Origin of the sequence: Pedococcus bigeumensis, assembly GCF_039531795.1 — a bacterium.
Lineage (GTDB): Bacteria > Actinomycetota > Actinomycetes > Actinomycetales > Dermatophilaceae > Pedococcus > Pedococcus bigeumensis.
In genome coordinates, this window is record NZ_BAAAQS010000005.1 from 41,073 (window position 1) to 62,118 (window position 21,046).

Genomic DNA, 21,046 nt, shown 5'->3' on the forward strand with positions numbered 1-21,046 from the left:
CCCTGCCGACACCTCCACGGTCCGGCGAAGGACACCTCAGCCACATCGGGTGCACCCCCTGAGAAGCCGGCCCCGACCCCCTCAAAAGAAGGTGCCGTGATCCCCGACGTGAGGCCACACTGGGTGTCGTGGGACCGTCGGACACCCCTGCGGGGGACGTCTTCGTCGGCAGGGTGGACGAGCTGGGCGAGCTGGGCTCAGCCCTTGACTCAGCGCGGGCCGGCAGCGGCCGAGCGGTGCTGGTCACGGGGGACGCTGGCATCGGCAAGACGCGACTGGTCCAGCGAGCCACGACACTGGCCGAGGACCTCGTCGTCCTCACCGGCACCTGCCTGCCGCTCTCCACGCTGAACGTGCCGCTCCTCCCACTCCGCATGGTGGTGGGTGGTCCCCTCGGCGGCGACCCGGCCGAGGAGTTCGACCACTGGCTGGGGGCACGGTGCGCAGAGCAACCGGTGGCCCTCGTCCTCGACGACCTCCAGTGGGCCGACCAGGCCACGCTCGACGTCCTCATGTGGGTGGTGGCCGGACTGCGCGCCCGCCGGCTCGCCCTCCTCATGACCGTGCGACGGGGCGAGGTCGGTCCGGACCATCCCTTGGCCAGATGGCTCTCGGACGTGCGCCGCCTGCCCGGTTTCGGCGAGCTGCCCCTGGGTCCACTCGATGTCGAGGAGACGCGGGCCCAGCTCCGGGGGCTGCTCGGCGACGAGCCCCACGACACCCTCATCCGCGAGGTCCACGCTCGCACCGGCGGCAACGCCTACCTCAACGAGCTGCTCGTGGCGGGGCTACCTGCCACCGCCACCGGACTCGGAGACGGTGCCCTCCCTGGTGACCTCGTGTCGGCCGTGCTGCGACCATGGCACCGGCTCTCGCCACCGGCCAGGGAGCTGTCCCGGGTGATGGCCTTGGGCGGCGGGGTCACCCGAGGCCAGGCGCTCGAGGACGCATCCCGGTTGGCCGGCGTCGACAACCCCGGCCCCCTGCTCCGTGAGTGCGTCGAGGCTGGGCTGCTGGACGTGGCGGAGGGCGACGGCTACTGGTTCCACCACCCGTTGCAGGCCGAGTCCCTGGAGGCCAGCCTGTCGCCCCTCGAGCGCCGAAGGCTGCACGCGTCGTACGCGCAGGTCCTCGAGACCCGGCTGTCCTCCACCGGGCCCGGCCTCGACTCGCTCGTGTTGATCGCGGACCACCGGTACCGCGCCGACGACGTCGAGGGCGCCTACGGCGGGGCCGGTCGCGCGGCGGCCGCCGCCGAGCACGAGCAGGCGTGGGGGCAGGCGGTCCGGATGCTGCGCCGGATGATCGAGGTCGGGCCGCGGGTGCACCACCCCTCCGCCACCCCCACGGAGCTGTGGTCGCGGCTGCGCGCTGCGGCCGAGCGCGACGGCGACCTCGACAGCGAGCTCGACGCGACGGAGTCACTCCTGGACCACGGGCGGCTGGACCCTCTCGACGAGGCCGAGCTCGTGGTCCGCCGCCAACACCTGCGCTTCATGAAGGGTCTCGGCTTCTTCGACCGTGGCGAGCTGGCGCGCGCCACCCAGCTCTCGGCCGTGGAACCGGCTTCGTGGCAGCACGCCTTCGCCCTGGCCGAGTCGGGCCACGCTGCGCTGTGGGCCGACGACCCCGGGGCTCCCGCCCTTGCCGCCGAGGCCCTGACCCGAGCCCGGGCAGTGGGTCACCCTCGGGCGCTGGCCTATGCGTTGACCGCCAACGCGATGCATGCCGTCTACCTCAGCCACGTGGACGAGGCCGGAGCTTGGGGAGCGGAGGCCGTGGCGTGCGCTGCGCGGTCAGGCGACGGGTTCGCCTTCGGTCACGCCGCGATGTGGGAGGCGAACTCCATCGGCGGCAACGCCGATCCCCGCTGGACCGCGCGCCTCGCCGGCCGCCGGCAGGAGCTCGTCGAGCTGGGGCTGCCGCACCCGTACGTCGCCTGGTTGGCCACCGGTGAGGCCCAGGGGCAGCTCCAACGTGGCGAGTGGCGCGAGTGCCAGCGCCTGTTGCGCTACGCCCTCGGTCGCACCCCGGGAGCCCTCGTGGACGTCGGAGCCCGGTTGCAGGCCGCCCAGCTGGCCGCCTTCCAGGGCCGGGTGCACGAGGCCGAGGGGCACCTGGCCCGTGCCGACGAGCTGTTCGGGGAGACCTCGACGTTCCTTCCCTTCGAGTTCGACGCGACTCGCGCCATGGTCCGGATCGCGGCAGGCGACCCCCGAGGCTGCGTCACCGCCGCCCTCGTCGGCGCGTCGACCGCTGGGGTGCCGCCGACCCAGAGCGAGTGGCTGATGCCCCTGGCAGCGAGGGGCCTCGCCGACCTGGTCGAGGCCTGCCGTGACGCCCTCGGCGACCCCCGGCCACTCTTGGACGAGCTCGACGAGCTCGAGCGCCGGTTTCCGCAGGCGATCCGCGACGCCGGCGGCGACGAGTTCTACGACCGCGAGATGGCCGGGTTCGACGCCCTCTACGCCGCGGAGCGGGCCCGCGCGCGACGTGCCCGGGAGCGCGCCGACGCCTGGCTGCAGGCCGCCGACCGGCTGCGCGACGTGCTGCCCTGGGAAGAGTGCTACGCACGCTGGCGGCTCGCTGAGGCGCTCTTCGACGAGGGCGGGGCCCGTCGCCCCGAGGCGGTCGCCGCGCTGCGGCGGGCCCACGAGCTCGGCAGGACGCTCGGGGCCGAGCCGGTCCTCGAGCAGGTCGCCGCGCTGGCCAGGACCGCCCGGATCCCGCTGGCCGACCCGCTCCTGCCACTGGGGGCCCCGACGGCATCGGAGCGGGACGGCGGCGCCGGCGCTGCCCACCTGACGGCGCGTGAGACGGAGATCCTCGGACACATCGTGGCGGGTCGCACCTACGGCGAGATCGCGCGCGAGCTGGTGCTCAGCGAGAAGACGGTCAGCTCGCACGTCAGCCACCTCCTGGCCAAGACGGGATGCGCGAACCGCGTCGACCTCGCGCGCTGGGCCACTCGTCGCCACCGCTCTACTGACGCCGGCTGACCCCTCACGACCCGCCGTGCGGCCGCAGTGGCCCGCCGTCGACCCGACGAGCCATGGTGACGTCGTCCCGGTCGTCACCCGGGCCGACCCGGATCGCTCCCGGGATGCGGCCCACCTCGACGTAGCCGCACCGCGCATAGAACTGACTGGCCCCCGAGCCACTGCGAACGCTGAGCTGGAGCAGCTCGACGCCGTCCTCGCGGGCCAGGCGGTGCATCCCGGCCATGAGCACGAGCCCGAGACCGCTCCCCTGCCGGGCCGGGTCGACCATCACCCGGTAGAGCCAGCGGCCGTGGTGGAGCAAGGGGTTGGTCGAGCGCACCCACCAGGCCCAGCCCACCAGGGTCGCGTCGGGCAGGCGCAGCGCTCCGGCGACGGCGTCGCCCGAGGCCATCTGCTCCTCGTGCACGGCCAGGGCCGCCGAGACACGCTCGACCGACGCCCCCGGCAGGAACCCGACCGCGCCACCCGAGTCGTTGACGCTGCGCCAGAGGTCGAGCAGGTCCTGGCGGGTCGTGTCGTCGATCACCTCCACCCGCTCCAGCGTGGGCGCCTCGAAGACCGAGGACGGCGACTCGTCGGGCCGGTCGTCGGCCAGCGCCAGCTGCTCGCCGGTGCGGACCAGACCGGCCGCCTCGGCGGTGCGGACCGAGGCGGTGTTGTGGTCCTTGACCAGGGCGCGCACCGGACGGTCGGGACACCACTCGGCGGCCATCAGCACCGCCGCCCGGGCTGCCTCCCTGGCCAGCCCCTGACCCTGCGCCTCGGTGACGAACCGGTAGTAGAGGTTGAGGTACCCGTCGCGCTGCTGCACGCCCACCCAGCCCCGCGGCATACCCGACTCGAGGTCGCGCGCCACCCAGTAGCCGAAGCCATGGGTCGCCCAGTGGTCGAGGATCGCCGCGAAGAACTGGGCATTCGTCTCCGGGGTGCCGAGCACGTGGGGCGCGTGGGTGTAGAGGCGCGGGTCGCTGTGCACCGCCGTGTGGAAGGCGCGGTCGTGCTCGGTGGGGCGAGCCAGCAGCAGGCGGGCGGTGCGGAGGGCGCTGTGGTCCGGGGTCACGGGGAGGACGCTACCGAGGGCCACCGACCACGGCGGCTCACCAGCGTGCGCCGGGGTGGGAGGATGGCCGGCGATGCCTTCCGCCCCGCCGCTGACCCTCGACGCCCTGCTGCCCGAGGGGGCCGGACCCGACGACGTGTATGCCGCGTTCGAGGGTTGGGCGAGTGAGCAGGGCACACCCCTGTACCCCCACCAGGAGGAGGCGCTGATCTCGCTGCTGGCCGGGGAGAACGTCGTCCTCTCGACGCCCACGGGCTCCGGCAAGTCGCTGGTCGCCACCGGTGCCCACCTCGCGGCGCTGGCCAGCGACCGCGTCAGCTTCTACACCGCCCCGATCAAGGCCCTGGTGAGCGAGAAGTTCTTCGCCCTGTGCGAGGTCTTCGGCGCGTCCGAGGTCGGCATGCTCACCGGCGACGCCTCGGTGAACCCCGACGCCCCGATCATCTGCTGCACCGCGGAGATCCTGGCCAACATCGCGCTCCGCGAGGGTGCCGACGCCGACGTGGGCCTGGTGATCATGGACGAGTTCCACTTCTACGCCGAGCCCGACCGCGGCTGGGCCTGGCAGGTCCCGCTGCTCGAGCTGCCCCAAGCCCAGTTCATCCTCATGTCGGCCACGCTCGGCGACCTGACCGAGCTGTCGGAGGACCTGAGCCGGCGGACCGGCCGCCGCACGGCCCTGGTGACCGGCACCGAGCGACCGGTGCCGCTGAGCTTCAGCTGGGCGCTCACGCCGCTGCCGGAGACCATCGAGGAGCTGCTGACGACCCACCAGTCCCCGGTCTACGTCGTGCACTTCACCCAGGCGGCCGCGCTCGAACAGGCCCAGGCGCTGCTGTCGCTCAAGGGCACCGTCAAGGCCGACCGGGCAGCCATCGCCGAACGCATCGGCGGCTTCCGGTTCACCGCCGGCTTCGGGCGCACCCTGTCCACCCTGGTCCGCTCCGGCATCGGGGTGCACCACGCTGGCATGCTCCCCCGATACCGCAGGCTGGTCGAGCAGCTGGCCCAGGACGGGCTGCTCAAGGTCATCTGCGGCACCGACACCCTCGGCGTCGGCATCAACGTGCCGATCCGCACCGTCCTGTTCACCGGCCTGGTGAAGTTCGACGGGTCACGACAGCGGATCCTCAAGGCCCGTGAGTTCCACCAGATCGCCGGGCGCGCGGGCCGAGCCGGGTTCGACACCAGCGGCTCGGTGGTCGTCCAGGCCCCCGAGCACGTCATCGACAACGCCCGCGCGATCGCCAAGGCGGGTGACGACCCGAAGAAGCTGAAGAAGGTCCAGCGCCGCAAGCCCGCCGACGGCGAGGTCTCCTGGACCGAGCAGACCTACGACAAGCTGGTCGCGGCCGAGCCCGAGCCACTGGTGTCGAGGATGCGCGTCGACCACTCGATGATCCTCAACGTCGTGCAGCGACCGGGCGACCCGGTGCGCGCCCTGAGCCACCTGCTGCGCGACAACCACGAGACTCCCCGCAACCAGGCCCGGCTGTGCCGTCGGGCCATCACGCTCGGCAGGAGCATGCTGGAAACCGGTGTCCTGCAGAGGATCTCACCGCCAGCGCCCGACGGCCGCACCATCGAGGTGCGCGGTGGGCTGCAGCAGGACTTCGCCCTCAACCAGCCGCTCGCACCGCTCGCCCTTGCAGCCTTCGACGTCCTCGACCCCGAGTCACCGACCCACGCACTCGACGTGGTCTCGGTCGTCGAGGCGATCCTCGACGACCCGCGCCAGGTCCTCATGGCCCAGCAGTTCAAGGCCAAGGGCGAGGCCGTCGCCGAGATGAAGGCCGACGGGGTCGAGTACGAGGAGCGGATGGCGCTGCTCGAGGACGTGACCTGGCCGCGCCCGCTGGCCGACCTGCTGGAGGCGACCTTCGAGATCTTCCGGCAGAGCCACCCCTGGGTGTCGGAGTCGGCGCTCTCCCCCAAGTCGGTGGTCCGCGACATGTACGAGCGGGCCATGACCTTCACCGAGTTCGTCTCCACCTACCAGCTCGCCCGGTCGGAGGGGCTGGTGCTGCGCTACCTCACCGACGCCTACCGGACCCTGCGCCAGACCGTGCCGGCCGCGCACCACAGCGAGCAGTTCGACGACCTCTTCGAATGGCTCGGTGAGACCGTCCGCCAGACCGACTCCTCCCTGCTCGACGAGTGGGAGGCCCTGTCGGACCCCGACGCGAACGAGCGGCTCGAGGAGCTCGAGGGACTGGCCGCGCACGGTGGCACCCGTCCGACCCGCCCGATCACGGCCAACGAGCGCGCCTTCCGGGTGATGGTCCGCAACGCGATGTTCCGGCGGGTGGAGCTCGCGAGCCGAGACAGGTTCGAGGAGCTGGCCGCGCTCGACGACGGGGACATGGACGAGGCTACGTGGGACGAGGCCCTGGGCGCCTACTACGCCGACCACGACAGCATCGCCACCGACTCCGACGCCCGAGGACCCCAGCTGCTGTCCGTCACGACCGTCCCCGACGAACGTCGCTGGGAGGTCCGGCAGACGTTGCACGACCCCGCTGGCGACCACGACTGGGTGATCGAGGCGGTCGTCGACCTCGACGCCTCCGACGAGGCCGGTGAGCCGGTCGTGGCGACCGTGGCCATGCGTCGCCTCTGATCCGGCGTCCCGTGCGCCCCTGACCGGGCGCCGTAAAAACCGGTGGACCGGTCCGGCCGCCTGCTGCCACGGTCGGACCATGGAACAGGACGAGATCTGGGACGCGACTGCCGCGGCGGAGTACGACACTCCGGGCGAGGGCATGTTCGCGCCCGAGGTGCTGGGGCCCACCGTCGACCTCCTCGCCGAGCTGGCGGGTGACGGCGCCGCGCTGGAGCTCGCCGCAGGCACCGGCCGGGTGAGCATCCCCCTCGCCGAGCGGGGCGTGCCGGTCAGTGGGATCGAGCTCTCCAGGCCGATGCTCGAGCGGCTGCGGGAGAAGGCACCCACGCTCCCTGTCGTCGAGGGCGACATGACCACGACCCGGGTGCCCGGCGAGTTCTCCGTCGTGTTCCTCGTGTTCAACACGATCTCCAACGTCCTGGACCAGGCGGGGCAGGTCCGGTGCTTCCGCAACGCGGCCCGCCACCTGCGGCCCGGGGGGAGGTTCGTCGTGGAGCTGTGGGTGCCCCAGCTGCGGTCCCTGCCGCCGGGGTCACCGGCCGTGGTGTTCGCCAGTCGCGACGGCTACCTCGGCCTCGACACCTACGACGTGCTGCACCAGCAGGTCGTGTCGCACCACGTCCGTTTCGGCCGGGGTCGCGAGGCCACCCACGGGATCAGCCCGCATCGCTACATCTGGCCGGCCGAGCTCGACCTGATGGCCCAGCTCGCGGGCCTCACCCTCGAGAGCCGGTATGCCGACTGGAACCGTGCCCCGTTCACCGCGGACTCCCCGTCACACGTCTCTGTCTACCGGTTGCCGGGCTGACCTGGCTGCGCCCCGGTGAGCAGGTCGCGCAGGCTGGTGGCCGGCCGGCCGGTGAGCCGCGGCACGGCGTCCGAGACGGTCGCGACCTCGCCGGCCGCGATCGCCGTGTAGGTGGACACCCAGGCCTCGACCTGCCAGTCCGGCGCTGCGTAGGACGCGCGGGACGCGTAGGCCTCCGGCAGCGTCTCGTCGACGAAGCGGGTCGGGCGGCCGGTGACCTCCTCGATCGTGGCTGCTGCCTCGCTCAGCGTGAGTGCCTCCGGGCCGGTGAGGTCGTAGGTGGCGCCAGCATGCGAGCGTGGATCGGCCAGCACGACCGCAGCCACGGCTGCGACGTCCTCACGGGCCACGGCTGCCACCCGTCCGTTGCCGGCAGGTCCCCGGATCACGCCGTCCTGGGCCATCAGGGGCAGGAAGTCGGCGTAGAAGCTGTCACGCAGGAAGGTGAAGGCCATGCCCGACTCGCGGATGGCCTGCTCGGTCGCCCAGTGGTCGCGCCCGAGCGTGAAGGTGCAGAGCAGCGCCGCCCCCTGGAACGACGTGTAGACGACGTGCCGGACTCCCGCGTCCGCGGCGGCGCGGACGAAGGCCCGGTGCTGGTCGAGGCGGTCGGCGGCCTCGGCGGCGGAGACCATGAGGAGCGTCTCGACCCCGCTCAGAGCCCGGGTCGCACCCTCGAGGTCGGCGAAGTCGCAGGCGCGCACCTCGTCCCGGGGACCCGCCGTCACCTTGGCCGGAGTGCGGGCCAACAACACGAGCGGCTGTCCGGTGTCGGGGAGCAGCTCGCGGACCCGGCTGCCCAGGTGGCCCGTCACCCCGCTGAGTCCGATCGTCATGGCGCGAGTGCCTGGGTCTTGGACACCGGCGTCTCGGACACCGGGGTCTCGGACAGCGGAGTGTCGAGCACCAGGGTCATGAAGACGCTGAACTCGTCATCGACGTAGGGACCGAACGGGCCGCACGGCGTGAACCCGTACGCGGCATACATCGTGCGGGCGGGCGCGAACTCGGCCGGAGCGCCGGTCTCGAGGCTCAGCCGCGTGTAGCCGCGGCGGCGCCCCTCGGCCACGACGTGGTCGAGGAGTGCGGCGGCGACCCCGCGCCGACGGTGGGCGGGGGCGGTGCGCATCGACTTGAGCTCACCGTGGGTGGGGTCGAGCTCCCGCAGGGCGGCACAGCCGAGCACCTCAGCACCCTCCCAGGCGCTCCAGAACGTCAGGTCGGGCGTCCGCAGCCGGTCGCGGTCGAGGGCGGGGACGCTCTCGGGCGGGGAGTAGCGCCGCATGTCCTCGACGTGTTCGGCGAGCAGGGCCCCGACCTGCGCCGTCTCGAGCCCACCCAGCCTGATGTCCACGGTGCGTGAGGCGATCAGGCCGCGAAGGCGGCGAGCTCACCGGCCAGGTCGGGGTGCACCCTGGCCTTGACCAGCGTGCCGGTGCCGGTGTGCTCGCTCGAGAGCACCTCGGCCTCCTGGTGCAGCCGGCTGACCAGGTCTCCACGGTCATACGGCACCAGCACCTCGACATCGATGGTGGGTCGGGGCAGCTCCTCGGCGATGAGCGCACGCAGCTCGTCCAGCCCGGCGCCGGTGCGGGCCGAGACCACGATCGAGTGCTTCTCGTGCCGCCGGATCCGGTCGAGCACCTCGGGGTCGGCGGCGTCGGCCTTGTTGACGACGATGACCTCGCGCACCGAGGCGGCGTCGACGTCGGCGAGCACCGCACGCACGGCGCTGATCTGCCCCTCGGGGTCGGGGTGCGAGCCATCGACGACGTGGAGCAGCAGGTCGGCGTCGCCCACCTCCTCCAGCGTCGAGCGGAAGGCCTCGACGAGCTGGGTCGGCAGCTGGCGCACGAACCCGACGGTGTCGGCCAGCGTGTAGAGGCGGCCGTCCTCGGTCTCCGCCCGGCGGACGGTCGGGTCGAGGGTCGCGAACAGCTGGTTCTCGACGAGCACGCCGGCGCCGGTGAGCCGGTTGAGCAGCGACGACTTGCCGGCGTTGGTGTAGCCGGCGATCGCGACGCTCGGCACCTCGTTGGTCTTGCGCGAGAGCCGACGGGTGTCGCGGCTGGTCTTCATCTCCTTGATCTCGCGCCGGAGCTTGGCCATGCGGATGTTGATCCGCCGACGGTCCAGCTCGATCTTGGTCTCACCCGGACCACGCGAACCCATGCCCTGACCGCCTGCGGCCTGGCCACCGGCCTGCCGGGACATCGACTCACCCCAGCCACGCAGGCGCGGGAGGAGGTACTGCAGCTGGGCCAGCTCGACCTGGGCCTTGCCCTCCTTGGACTTCGCGTGCTGGGCGAAGATGTCGAGGATCAGGGCGGTGCGGTCGATGACCTTGACCTTGACGACGTCCTCGAGCGCGCGGCGCTGGCTGGGAGTCAGCTCGGTGTCGCAGATCACGGTGTCGGCGCCCTCCGCGATGACGATGTCACGCAGCTCGATCGCCTTGCCGGAGCCGAGGTAGGTGCCGGTGTCGGGCTTGGCCCGCCGTTGCACCAGCCCGGCGAGCACGGTGGAACCCGCGGTCTCGGCCAGTGCGGCGAGCTCGCGCATCGAGTTGTCGGCGTCCTCCGCCGTGCCCTCGGTCCAGACCGCGGCGAGCACCACGCGCTCCAGGCGCAGCTGGCGGTACTCGACCTCGGTGATGTCCTCCAGCTCGGTGGACAGCCCCGCGACACGACGCAGGGCAGCGCGGTCCTCGCGGTCGTACTGGTTGCCGTCGTAGCCGGCCCCGTCACCGGGAAGGAGCTCGTCCTCGCTCGCCAGTGCGGTGGCCTTCAGGTCAAAGATGTCTGATCGCTTCAGTGTCATGTCCCCTCAAGAATCTCACCCTTTCAACGACCGCGGCGACTCGTTTATGTCCTTCCGTCTACCGTTGGCCCCGATGAGCACGCAGGATCACTACTTCACGGCCGAGCCGGCCAGCGCCGCCCAGCAGCGCACCATCACCGTGCGGCTCGCCGGACGCACCGTCGAGGTGCGCTCGGCAGCCGGCATCTTCAGCCCCGGCGGGGTCGACCAGGGCACCGCCGTGCTGCTGCGGCACGCCCCGGCGCCACCCACCCGGGGCACCCTCCTCGACCTCGGCTGCGGCTGGGGCCCGATCGCCCTCACCCTCGCCCTCCGGTCGCCGGAGGCGACCGTGTATGCCGTGGACGTGAACGAGCGGGCCCTCGACCTGCTCCGCGCCACCGCGGCGTCCCTGGGCCTCGACCGGCTGCACGCGAGCCAGCCCGACGGCATACCCGATGGTCTCCAGTTCGACGCGATCTGGTCGAACCCGCCGATCCGGGTCGGCAAGGCCGCACTGCACGAGCTGATGCTCACCTGGCTCCCGCGGCTGGCACCGGGAGGGGTGGCCCACCTCGTGGTGCAGAAGAACCTCGGCTCCGACTCGTTGCAGCGCTGGCTGACCGAGCAGCTCGACCCGCAGGTGTATGCCGTGTCGCGGTTCACCTCTGACAAGGGCTTCCGGATCCTCGAGGTCCGCCGTGGGCCCGCGAGCGGCGAGGGCCAGCTGGACGAGGTCGCGCCGAGCGCTGGCTAGACGAGGTCGGTGGTGCCGTCGGCGACGAGCACCGCCGGGCCGGCCAGCTCGACCTCCTGGCCGGGCAGTGCACGCACCCGCAGCCGGCCGCCGGGCACGTCGACGGTCCACGTGTCCGTGACGTCGCCGGCCCAGAAGCGGGTGGCGAGCGCGGCAGCGGCCGCCCCGGTGCCGCACGACCGGGTCTCCCCCACGCCACGCTCGTGCACCCGCATGCGCAGGTGGCCGGCACCCATCGGCCGGACGAACTCGACGTTCGTGCCGTACTCGGGCAGCGGGTTCACCACCGGCGGCAGGTGCAGGTCGAGGGAGTCGAGGTCGAGGGTCTCGGGCAGGGCCACCACGGTGTGCGGGTTGCCGAGGTCGAGCGTCAACGCCGAGAGCGGCTCGTGGTGCTCGAGGTGAACCAGCGCGTCGAACCCCTCCTCGTCGGCGATGGCCGGCTGGGCCAGGCGCCACCGGCCGAGGTTGACCGCGATCAGGTCGGGCGACTCGAAGCGCACCACCTTGGTGCCCGCCCGCGTGGCGATCGCGAACTCGTCGGCGGTCTCCAGCCCCTCGCGCCGCAGGTAGGTCGCGAAGACCCGCGTGCCGTTGCCACACATCTCGGCGACGCTGCCGTCGGCGTTGCGGTAGTCCATGAACCAGCGCGCCCCGGCGGCCTGGGCGAGCACGCCGGGCTCGGTGGCCAAGGCGGTCGGGACGACGCGGATGACACCGTCGCCGCCGATGCCCGCCCGACGGTCGGCCAGCCGGGCCGCCTGCTGCGCGGAGAGGTCACGGACACCCTCGAGGTCCGGCACGAGCACGAAGTCGTTCTCGGTGCCGTGGCCTTTGGTGAAGGCGGTCTGGTCAGCCATGGGCACCATTGTCGCTGATGGCGGCCCGCACGATCTCCACCGCCCGGTCGCCCAGGTGCGGGTCCAGGGCGTCGAGCCACCTGATGCGGGGGTCGGGGTTGAACCACGACTCCTGACGCCGGACCAGGCGGCGCGTCATCGCGGCGGTCTCCTCCTGCGCCTGCTGGGTCGTCATCGTGCCGTCGAGCTCGGCGAGTGCCTGCGCGTAGCCGAGCGCCCTGGAGGCGGTCCGGCCGGCGCGCAGGCCCAGCGTCTCCAGGTGGCGCACCTCGTCGAGCAGCCCCTGCTGCCACATGCGACGCACTCGCGTGGCCACCCGGTCGTCGAGGAGGTCGCGCGGCATCCGCAGGCCCAGCACCACGGTCGGCTGCAGGTAGGTGCGCGTCGGCATGGTGGCCGAGAAGGGCCGCCCGGTCAGCTCGATGACCTCCAGCGCGCGGACGATGCGGCGGGTGTTGCCGGGCTCGATCGCCCCTGCCGCGGCGGGGTCGAGCTGCTGCAGCCGCGCATACGTCGCCGGGGTGCCCTCGGCCGCTGCCTGCTCGGCCAGCCTCGCCCGCACCCCGGGATCGGTCGGTGGGATCTCGAGCACGTCGAGGGCAGCCCGGACGTAGAGCCCCGAGCCGCCGGCCAGCACCGGGTGGCGCCCCCGGCGCTGGATCGCCACGATGTCCTCGCGTGCCGCCACCTGGTAAGCGGCGACGCTGGCCTCCTCCACCACGTCGAGCACGTCCAGCTGGTGGTGCGGTATGCCGCGTCGCTGGGCGGGCGGCACCTTGGCGGTGCCGATGTCCATGCCGCGGTAGAGCTGGCTGGCGTCGGCTCCGACGACCTCGCCGCCCAGCGCCTCGGCGAGGTCGAGGGCGAGGTCGGACTTGCCGGTCGCGGTCGGTCCGACGACGCCGACCACGAGTGGCGTCGTCATGGGGTGGCTGTCACCGGCTCACAGGTCGTGCTCGTGGTCGTGGTCCTCGTCGTGGCCGAACGGGTCGGGGTCGACCCCGGGGTGCCACACGAACCCCGGCTTGCCCCAGCCCTGCTTCCTGACCGCCTTGCGGGCCTTCTTGCCCCATCGGTCGTTCAGCCGGTCGACGTAGAGGAAGCCGTTGAGGTGGTCGTACTCGTGCTGCATGCACCGGGCGAACCAGCCCGTCGCCTCGAACGACAGCTCGGCACCCTCGGCGTCGAAGCCCGTCACGGTGGCCCGGTCGCCCCGCTTGAGCGGGAAGCTCTCCCCGGGCACCGACAGGCAGCCCTCAGCCTCGTCGTGCGGGTCGGGCTCGTCGACCGACGGCTTGGTCGCCGTGACGTAGGGGTTGACGACGACCCCGCGGGCGGGCACGCCGTCGTCGTTGTCCATCTGCCAGGTGAAGATGCGCAGCCCCACCCCGATCTGGGGGGCGGCCAGCCCGACGCCGTGCGCTGCGTCCATCGTCTCGAACATGTCCGCGACCAGGGCGCGCAGGTCGTCGTCGAACTTCTCCACGGGGTCGGCGCGACGGTGGAGCACGGGCTCCCCGGTGATGACGATGGGGCGAACTGTCATGCGCGGGAGTCTTCCAGATCAGCCACAGGACGGAGCTGGCGGTGCCGTCGGTCGCCCCACGCCCGGCATACCCAGGGAGACGCCGGGCTTGCCGGGGACGGGCGCGTCCTGCAGCGCCGCCCACGCGTCGCCACCCGCGGTGCGTCGCACCGCGTAGCTGCCGCCGCTGAGGGCCGCATCGGCCACGAGGTGGTGCGGCGCGCCGTAGGTCACGCCGACCGTCACCATGTCACCAGGTCGCGGGCGCTCGGCCCCGTCGGGCACCGCGAAGTGGACCAGCCGGTTGTCGCGCGCACGTCCCGACAGGCGCTGGGTCTCGGTGTCCTTGCGACCCTCACCCGTGGCCACCAGCACCTCCACGTCACGACCCTCGACGGCCCGGTTCTCGGCCCAGGAGATCTCCTCCTGCACGACGAGCAGGCGCTCGTAGCGCTCCTGGACGACAGCCTTGGGCAGCTGGTCGGGCATCGTCGCCGCGGGCGTGCCGGGGCGGATGGAGTACTGGAAGGTGAAGGCGCTCGCGAAGCGCGACTCGCGGACCACCCGCAGGGTCTCCTCGAAGTCCGCCTCGGTCTCTCCCGGGAAGCCGACGATGATGTCGGTCGTGATCGCGGCGTCCGGGATCTGCGCACGGACGCGGTCGATGATCCCGAGGAACTTGTCGCTGCGGTAGGACCGCCGCATGGCCTTGAGCACCCGGTCGGAGCCCGACTGCAACGGCATGTGCAGGCTCGGCATGACGTTGGGGGTCTCCGCCATGGCGGTGATCACGTCGTCGGTGAAGGCGGCGGGATGCGGGCTGGTGAAGCGCACCCGCTCCAGCCCGGCGATGTCGCCACAGGCCCGCAGCAGCTTGCCGAACGCCAGGCGGTCGCCGAACTCGACGCCGTAGGTGTTGACGTTCTGCCCGAGCAGGGTCACCTCGACGACGCCCTGCTGGACCAGCGCCTCGACCTCCGCCAGCACGTCACCGGGGCGACGGTCGGCCTCCTTGCCGCGCAGGCTCGGGACGATGCAGAAGGTGCAGGTGTTGTTGCACCCCACCGAGATCGACACCCAGCCGGCATAGGCGGAGTCGCGCCGGGTCGGCAGGGTGCTCGGGAAGACCTCGAGGCTCTCGAGGATCTCGACCTCGGCGCGCTTGTTGTGGCGGGCGCGGTCGAGCAGGGCCGGCAGGCTGCCGATGTTGTTGGTGCCGAAGACGACGTCGACCCACGGCGCCCGCTGGACGATGGTCGCGCGGTCCTTCTGGGCCATGCAGCCACCCACGGCGATCTGCATGTCGGGGTTCCTCGTCTTGGCCGGCCGCAGCTGGCCGAGGTTGCCGTAGAGCTTGTTGTCGGCGTTCTCACGGACCGCGCAGGTGTTGAAGACCACGACGTCGGCCGCCTCCGGGCGAGCACCCGAGGGCAGGCTGTTGACGTCGACGTACCCGGCGGTCTCGAGCAGGCCGGCGAGTCGCTCGGAGTCGTGCACGTTCATCTGGCACCCGTGGGTGCGGACGTCGTAGGTCTTGGCAGCGCTCTGGGGCGCGGTGGCGTGCGTCGTCATGGCATCGACAAGGGTACGTGGTGCGGGGACGGGTTCAGTCGTGTTGGTGCTGTGCGGTGTCAGCGTTGGTGCTGTGCGGTGTCAGCTGGCTCTGCGCAGGTGGAGGTCGGCCAGCAGAGGTGGCGACGCGACGAGGAGCAACACGAGCGCCGGCGCGACCAGGATCGGGAAGCCGATGGCCAGGTAGCCTGCCGCGCCGAGCATCCCCCCGACGAAGAAGAGTCCGACCAGCGCGGCGAGCATGCCGAGCTTGCCGAGGTCGGCACGCACCGGCGGCTCACCTGCCCTGCGACTCCGGTAGGCGAGCTTGCCCAGCTCGATCCCGATGTCCGTGATCATCCCGGTGACGTGGGTCGTGCGGATCTGGGCTGCCGAGATCTTGGTGATGATGGCGTTCTGCAGACCCATGGTGAAGCAGAGCACGGCAACGAAGACGTGGTCGCGGTGCGCCCACACCAGCCGGTCGGCCAGTGCACCGAAGGCCAGGATGAGTAGCGCCTCGACGACGAGCACGTTCGCGTAACGACCCTGCAGGCCACAACGCCGCCCCCAGTTGAACAGCAGCGCACACGCCATGGCCCCCAGCACGAACGCCCCGATGGCCTCGAGGCCGACCCAGACGAGCGAGAGCGACCCGAGAACGAGATGGTCCGCGACCGATGCGGTCAGGCCGGTCATGTGCGAGGTGTAGACCGACACTGCGACGAACCCGACCGAGTTGAGGGTCCCGGCGATGAGGGCGAGCAGGGCTGCGAGGTACTGGTTCCGGCGGGGGCTGCGGTCGGCGCCCGCCAGGAAGCGCACCCGCCGGGCGACCACCGATCCCCGTCCGAGCCTGGCTGCGGGCACCTCCGGAACGATCACAGCCGGAGAGTACGCCCGGCCTGAGGGGTCAGTCGCGCTGGTGCTCGGGAGCGGCTGCGACGGCCTCCCGGATCACCGCCATCGCCAGCTCCGCCGGGTAGCCCTTGCGGGCGAGCATGCCGGCCAGCCGCCGCTTCTGCACGAGCGGCTCGAGCCCGTGCATGGACCGGAGCTTCTTGGCGACGAGCTGGGCGGCTCGGTCGCGCTCGGCCTCCGGGTCGATCTGGTCGAGGGTCGCCTTGGCCGTCTCGTCGTCCACGCCCTTGGTGCGCAGCTCCCGCGCCAACGCCCGTCTGGCCAGCCCTCGCCCGGCCTGTTGCGACCGGACGAGCATCCCGGCGTAGGCCTCGTCGTCGATCAGGCCCACGTCGGTCATCCGGTCGAGCACGGCCTCGGCGACGTCGTCGGGACAGTTGCGGGTGCGCAGCTTGTCGCGCAGCTGCTGGCGGCTCTTGGGCGACATGGCCAGCTGGCGCAGCACGATCTGGCGGGCCACGTCGTAGGCGTCCGGCTCCCCGTCGCGGGTCTGCAGGTCGGCCTCGGGGTCGCCGGGGATCGGCTGCCACGCCCGGGGTCGCCGGCTCGCCGGCTCACCCGTGGCCGGTGGCGAGGGTTCACGCGTCGCGGCCAGGGCCGCCTCGAAGGCTGCCCTGGCCGCGTCGTGTCGATCAGTCATGTCAATCCGGGTGATGGTTCAGAGCTCAGAACTCAGAACTCGACCGGCACCTCAGGCACCGCTGCGTCAGCCGGCTTGTCGACCTGGGGGCCGATGCCGAGCTTCTCCTTGATCTTCTTCTCGATCTCGTTGCCGAGGTCGGGGTTGTCCTTGAGGAACTGCCGGGCGTTCTCCTTGCCCTGCCCGAGCTGGTCGCCCTCGTAGGTGTACCAGGCACCGGCCTTGCGGACGAAGCCCTGCTCGACCCCCATGTCGATCAGGCCTCCCTCGCGGGAGATGCCCTGTCCGTAGAGGATGTCGAACTCCGCCTGCTTGAACGGCGGGGCCACCTTGTTCTTGACGACCTTGACCCTGGTGCGGTTGCCGACCGGGTCGCTGCCGTCCTTGAGGGTCTCGATCCGACGCACGTCCAGGCGGACCGAGGCGTAGAACTTCAGCGCCTTGCCACCCGTGGTGGTCTCCGGCGAGCCGAACATGACGCCGATCTTCTCGCGGAGCTGGTTGATGAAGATGGCCGTCGTGCCGGTGTTGTTGAGGGCACCGGTGAGCTTGCGCAGCGCCTGCGACATGAGGCGGGCCTGCAGACCCACGTGGCTGTCGCCCATCTCGCCCTCGATCTCGGCGCGCGGCACGAGGGCGGCCACCGAGTCGATGACGATGATGTCGATGGCGCCGGACCGGATCAGCATGTCGGCGATCTCGAGCGCCTGCTCCCCCGTGTCGGGCTGGCTGACCAGCAGGGCGTCGGTGTCGACGCCCAGCTTCTTGGCATAGTCGGGGTCGAGGGCGTGCTCGGCGTCGATGAACGCCGCGATGCCACCGGCGCGCTGGGCGCTGGCCACGGCATGGAGCGCCACCGTCGTCTTGCCCGAGGACTCCGGGCCGTAGATCTCGACCACACGGCCGCGCGGGAGGCCGCCGATGCCGAGCGCGACGTCGAGCGCGATCGACCCGGTGGGGATCACGTCGATCGGGGGGCGGACGTCGTCGCCGAGGCGCATGACCGCGCCCTTGCCGAACGACTTCTCGATCTGTCCCATGACGCTGTCGAGGGACTTTGCCTTCTGGTCCACCGTTGCGGAGTTCGCTCCAGCCATTCTGGCCACCATTCCTTCTTTCGCTTCGAGTCGGGCGCGCCTGCCTTCGACCCTCGGGCAGCTGCTCTGCTTCGGGTCAGACGCTAGGTGTCGGCACCGACAGCCGTCCGGGTCGCACTCACGACCTGTGGACGGTGGCTCTGTGGCAGTTCCACCTGGGGACGAACTTACCGAACACCTGTTCGAAATGCGGCACCCGACACGCGACACGCCGGGAAGGCCGATCGGCTCAGGAGGCTCGGCCCGGCCGGAGCATCGGCGTGTGGGGGATGCCGTCCTCGACGAACCCCCGACCGCTGGGAGCGAAGCCGAACGCGGCATACCAGTCCACGAGGTGCGACTGTGCGTCGAGCACCACGGCCCGCTCCCCTGCCAGGTCCAGCGCGACCTGCACGAGGGCGGCGGCGAGCCCCTGCCTCCGGGCCGGGGCCACCGTGGCGACCCGCCCGATGCGCAGCGCCTCGCCGTCGTCGAGCAGGCGCAGGGTCGCGACCGGCCGGCCGTCGTCCTCGACCCAGAGGTGCCGCGTCAGCGGCTCGAGGTCGCGGCCGTCGAGGTCGAGGTAGGGGCAGTCCTGCTCCACCACGAAGACCTCCGACCGCAGCGCCCACAGCCGGTAGGCCGTCTCCGCGTCGAGGTCGGCGAACCCCGCCACCCGCACCTGGGGCTCGGGCCGCACCTCGGACGAGCGGGTCATGAGAGCAGCAGCTTCTCGAGCCGACGGGCCGTGCCCACGACCCCGACCGCGCCCAGCACCACGAGGTAGGCGACGTGCGCCAGGACACCCCATCCCACCTCGCCCAGCATGAGCGCTCGCTCGAGGGCGACCCCGTGGTAGAGCGGCGTCACGCGCACCACCCACTGCAGCACCGCGGGGTAGGTCGAGAGCGGGAAGAACGTCGCCGAGAACAGGAACATCGGCTGGATGGCGAGGGTGATGTAGTCGAAGTGCACCCAGGACCTCATGAACGTCGTGGCGAACATCCCGAGGGCGGCGAACGCGAAGCCGATGAACACCGCGGCCGGCAGGGCCAGGACCGCCCACCACGAGCCCACCGCCCCGGCCAGCACCGCGACGACGAGGAAGGCCGCGGAGTAGAGCCCGCCCCGGATCAGCGACCAGGCGATCTCGCCGACCGCGATGTCGCGCGGGCCCATCGGCGTGGCCAGCACCGCGTCGTAGAGCTTGGCGTAGCGGAGCTTGAAGAAGACGTTGAAGGTCGAGTCGAAGACGGCACCGTTCATCGCCGAGGCCGCCAGCAGGGCCGGGGCGACGAACTGGGGGTACGTGACCTCGGCGCCCGAGTCGGTCGTGACGGTCTGCACGAGTGCGCCGATGCCGATGCCCAGGGAGAACAGGTAGAACACCGGCTCGGCGAACCCCGTGACCAGCGCGATCCACCCGTGGCGGAACGAGGTGATGTTGCGCTCGACGAGCATGCGGGCCAGACCCGCCCCGGCGGGCATCGGCACCAGGCCGCTCAACCTCGTCGCGGCCGGTCGGCTCGGGCGCGGGGTGGTCTGGGTGCTCACGGGACCAACCTCTTGGCGAAGGAGCGCTCGGCGAGCCACCAGCCGACGGCGACGTAGGTCGCGAGGACCAGCAGGTGGGCCACGAACGGCCCGGCGGTCACCGAGCCCGTGGCCACGTCGCGGCAGGCCTCGACGCCGTGCCACAGCGGCGTGACCCAGGCGATGGGCTGCATCCAGCCGGGCAGCTGCTCGATCGGGAAGAAGGTGCCGGAGAACAGCATCAACGGTGTGACCACCCAGCGGAACAGGATGTTGAAGCCGCTGTCACCCTCCTGACGCGCGGTGAAGGCGAAGATCGGGGTGGTGAAGGCCAGGCCCGTGAGGATGGCGATCGGCAGGCAGAAGACCGCCGAGACCGACCGGAACCCGCCGAAGAGGGCGGCGACCCCCATGAAGATCGTCGTGGCGGTGGTCAGGTGGGCCGCCACCGCGAGGAAGTGGCCGCGCAGCACGTCGCGTACAGACATCGGCGAGGCGAGCATGGCGTGGTAGCCCATGTTCCACTTGATGTAGCCGAGCACCTGGTAGGTCGACTCCCCCATCGCCACCCACATCGTCTGGGTCGCGACGATCGCCGGCACGACGAACTGCAGGTAGGGCAGCCCGTCGACGCCACCCACGCGCTCGTTGACCAGCGACCCCAGCCCGACGCCCATCGCCAGCAGGAAGAACAACGGCGAGAGGAACCGGCCGATGATGCTGCCCCGCCAGGTGCGCCGGTAGACGGTGAGGAAGTAGGAGAACACCGCGAGCACCCGCTCGCCGGCCGACAGGGGCGGTCGCGGGCCGTGCGCCGCCCGGCTCAGCGCGTCGGTGTGGAGGGGCGTGGCAGCCGACATCAGTCGACCAGGGTCCGGCCGGTCAGGTGGAGGAACACGTCCTCGAGGGTGGCCCGTCGCACCAGGGACGACAGCGGCTCGATACCGCGCGAGTGCACGACCGCGGCGGCCTGGTCGCCGTCGTCGGCGTAGACGAGCAGCCGGTCGGGCAGCACCTCGACCCGCTCGCCGATCCCGGTGACCTGGTCCGCGAGGTCCTGGTGGTCCTCGGCGTCGAACCGCAGCTCGAGCACCTCGCGCGTGGAGTACTCGTCGATGAGCGACCGGGGCGACCCCTGCGCGACGATCCGCCCGTGGTCCATGACGACCAGCCGGTCGCAGAGCTGCTCGGCCTCGTCCATGTAGTGGGTGGTGAGGACGAGCGTCACCCCCGACCGCTTGAGCCGGAAGAGCCTGTCCCACAACACGTGTCGGGCCTGTGGGTCGAGCCCGGTCGTCGGCTCGTCGAGGAGCAGGATCTCCGGCGAGTTGATGAGGGACCGCGCGATCGTGAGCCGGCGCTTCATGCCGCCGGACAGGGGCTCGACCTTGTCGCCGGCCCGGTCGGTCAGCTGGGCGAAGTCGAGCAGCTCGGTGGCACGGGCCCGGACCTCCTTGCGGGACAGGCCGAAGTAGCGGCCGTAGACCCAGAGGTTCTCCTCGACCGTGAGCTCCTCGTCGAGGGTGTCGCGTTGGGGGCAGCTGCCGAGCCGGGCCCGGATCGCGGGGCCGTCGGTGGCCGGGTCGAGGCCGAACAGCCGGAGCTCCCCGCTGGTCACCGGTGACACGCAGCCGACCATCCTCATCGTGGACGACTTGCCAGCCCCGTTGGGACCGAGGAACCCGAAGCACTCCCCCTTGCGCACTGCGAAGTCGATGCCGTCGACGGCGGTGAAGTCGCCGAACGTCTTGGTCAGCCCGGTGGCGCTCAGCAGGATCTCGTCGCGCGTCACCGGCTCGGCTGCGGGACTCGGGGTCGCTCTCTGGTCGCGGATCACCGTCGTCACGCTACCGAGGACCGGTGACGCCGCTCATCCCCTTTTGCCGGCCGG

At 71.7% G+C, this 21,046-nt stretch carries 19 protein-coding genes; 4 read left to right on the top strand and 15 right to left on the bottom strand.

All coding sequences use genetic code 11. The annotated features are described in order from the left end of the window. Window positions 1–128: 128 nt before the first annotated feature. Window positions 129–2,999: a helix-turn-helix transcriptional regulator gene (locus tag ABD262_RS15910; RefSeq protein ID WP_344138381.1), complete on the top strand. Its 2,871-nt coding sequence runs from the start codon at window positions 129–131 to the stop codon at window positions 2,997–2,999. A 4-nt stretch (window positions 3,000–3,003) separates the two neighbouring features. On the opposite strand, the gene ABD262_RS15915 is transcribed toward ABD262_RS15910, so the two are convergent. Further along, window positions 3,004–4,062 carry a GNAT family N-acetyltransferase gene (locus ABD262_RS15915; RefSeq protein ID WP_344138383.1) on the bottom strand — a complete coding sequence of 353 codons (1,059 nt, stop codon included), beginning with the start codon at window positions 4,060–4,062 and terminating at the stop codon, window positions 3,004–3,006. Between the two features lie 73 nt (window positions 4,063–4,135). Here ABD262_RS15915 and ABD262_RS15920 point away from each other — a divergent pair, with 73 nt between their 5' ends. Together ABD262_RS15920 and ABD262_RS15925 are read left to right on the top strand one after the other, a co-directional pair. Further along, window positions 4,136–6,682: a DEAD/DEAH box helicase gene (locus ABD262_RS15920; RefSeq protein WP_344138385.1), complete on the top strand. Its 2,547-nt coding sequence runs from the start codon at window positions 4,136–4,138 to the stop codon at window positions 6,680–6,682. Window positions 6,683–6,761: 79 nt separating this feature from the next. Next, window positions 6,762–7,493: a class I SAM-dependent methyltransferase gene (locus tag ABD262_RS15925; RefSeq protein WP_344138387.1), complete on the top strand. Its 732-nt coding sequence runs from the start codon at window positions 6,762–6,764 to the stop codon at window positions 7,491–7,493. Here the strand turns inward: ABD262_RS15925 and ABD262_RS15930 are convergent. From ABD262_RS15930 to hflX, 3 genes are read right to left on the bottom strand one after another with little or no spacing between them, the layout of a single operon-like run. After that, complete coding sequence (locus tag ABD262_RS15930) at window positions 7,475–8,329, bottom strand: SDR family oxidoreductase (RefSeq protein WP_344138389.1); 855 nt, start codon at window positions 8,327–8,329, stop codon at window positions 7,475–7,477. The genes ABD262_RS15925 and ABD262_RS15930 overlap by 19 nt on opposite strands. After that, the gene (locus ABD262_RS15935) at window positions 8,326–8,847 is read right to left on the bottom strand and encodes a GNAT family N-acetyltransferase (protein ID WP_344138391.1); all 522 of its coding nucleotides are present in this window, start codon (window positions 8,845–8,847) and stop codon (window positions 8,326–8,328) included. The genes ABD262_RS15930 and ABD262_RS15935 overlap by 4 nt, the downstream gene beginning before the upstream one ends. A 14-nt stretch (window positions 8,848–8,861) precedes the next feature. Continuing rightward, the gene (gene hflX / locus ABD262_RS15940) at window positions 8,862–10,313 is read right to left on the bottom strand and encodes a GTPase HflX (RefSeq protein WP_344138393.1); all 1,452 of its coding nucleotides are present in this window, start codon (window positions 10,311–10,313) and stop codon (window positions 8,862–8,864) included. A 73-nt stretch (window positions 10,314–10,386) separates the two neighbouring features. Here hflX and ABD262_RS15945 point away from each other — a divergent pair, with 73 nt between their 5' ends. Continuing rightward, window positions 10,387–11,049, top strand: a complete 663-nt coding sequence (locus ABD262_RS15945; protein ID WP_344138395.1) for a class I SAM-dependent methyltransferase — start codon at window positions 10,387–10,389, stop codon at window positions 11,047–11,049. Here ABD262_RS15945 and dapF read toward each other — a convergent pair. From dapF to ABD262_RS16000, 11 genes are all read right to left on the bottom strand, one after another. Continuing rightward, a complete protein-coding gene (gene dapF, locus ABD262_RS15950) occupies window positions 11,046–11,909 on the bottom strand; it encodes a diaminopimelate epimerase (protein WP_344138397.1) in 864 nt (287 codons plus the stop codon). The genes ABD262_RS15945 and dapF overlap by 4 nt on opposite strands. Continuing rightward, window positions 11,902–12,834 carry a tRNA (adenosine(37)-N6)-dimethylallyltransferase MiaA gene (gene miaA / locus ABD262_RS15955; protein ID WP_344138399.1) on the bottom strand — a complete coding sequence of 311 codons (933 nt, stop codon included), beginning with the start codon at window positions 12,832–12,834 and terminating at the stop codon, window positions 11,902–11,904. Before miaA ends, dapF begins: the two co-directional genes overlap by 8 nt. 18 nt (window positions 12,835–12,852) lie before the next feature. After that, window positions 12,853–13,455 carry a peptide deformylase gene (def, locus tag ABD262_RS15960; protein WP_344138400.1) on the bottom strand — a complete coding sequence of 201 codons (603 nt, stop codon included), beginning with the start codon at window positions 13,453–13,455 and terminating at the stop codon, window positions 12,853–12,855. An 18-nt stretch (window positions 13,456–13,473) separates the two neighbouring features. Next, window positions 13,474–15,006 (bottom strand): tRNA (N6-isopentenyl adenosine(37)-C2)-methylthiotransferase MiaB, encoded by a 1,533-nt coding sequence (gene miaB / locus ABD262_RS15965; protein WP_344138402.1) that lies wholly within the window; start codon window positions 15,004–15,006, stop codon window positions 13,474–13,476. 81 nt (window positions 15,007–15,087) lie between these two features. Next, window positions 15,088–15,870, bottom strand: coding sequence for a YoaK family protein (locus tag ABD262_RS15970; protein ID WP_344138404.1), 783 nt, complete (start codon window positions 15,868–15,870; stop codon window positions 15,088–15,090). 28 nt (window positions 15,871–15,898) lie between these two features. After that, window positions 15,899–16,546 carry a regulatory protein RecX gene (locus ABD262_RS15975; RefSeq protein WP_344138406.1) on the bottom strand — a complete coding sequence of 216 codons (648 nt, stop codon included), beginning with the start codon at window positions 16,544–16,546 and terminating at the stop codon, window positions 15,899–15,901. A gap of 32 nt (window positions 16,547–16,578) precedes the next feature. Next, complete coding sequence (recA, locus tag ABD262_RS15980) at window positions 16,579–17,643, bottom strand: recombinase RecA (protein WP_344138408.1); 1,065 nt, start codon at window positions 17,641–17,643, stop codon at window positions 16,579–16,581. A 229-nt stretch (window positions 17,644–17,872) separates the two neighbouring features. Then, the gene (locus tag ABD262_RS15985; protein WP_344138410.1) at window positions 17,873–18,340 is read right to left on the bottom strand and encodes a GNAT family N-acetyltransferase; all 468 of its coding nucleotides are present in this window, start codon (window positions 18,338–18,340) and stop codon (window positions 17,873–17,875) included. Continuing rightward, complete coding sequence (locus tag ABD262_RS15990; protein WP_344138412.1) at window positions 18,337–19,176, bottom strand: ABC transporter permease; 840 nt, start codon at window positions 19,174–19,176, stop codon at window positions 18,337–18,339. The genes ABD262_RS15985 and ABD262_RS15990 overlap by 4 nt, the downstream gene beginning before the upstream one ends. Next, window positions 19,173–20,015, bottom strand: a complete 843-nt coding sequence (locus ABD262_RS15995; RefSeq protein ID WP_344138414.1) for an ABC transporter permease — start codon at window positions 20,013–20,015, stop codon at window positions 19,173–19,175. Before ABD262_RS15995 ends, ABD262_RS15990 begins: the two co-directional genes overlap by 4 nt. Then, window positions 20,015–20,989 (bottom strand): ABC transporter ATP-binding protein, encoded by a 975-nt coding sequence (locus tag ABD262_RS16000; protein WP_344139988.1) that lies wholly within the window; start codon window positions 20,987–20,989, stop codon window positions 20,015–20,017. The genes ABD262_RS15995 and ABD262_RS16000 overlap by 1 nt, the downstream gene beginning before the upstream one ends. Between the last annotated feature and the right edge of the window lie 57 nt (window positions 20,990–21,046).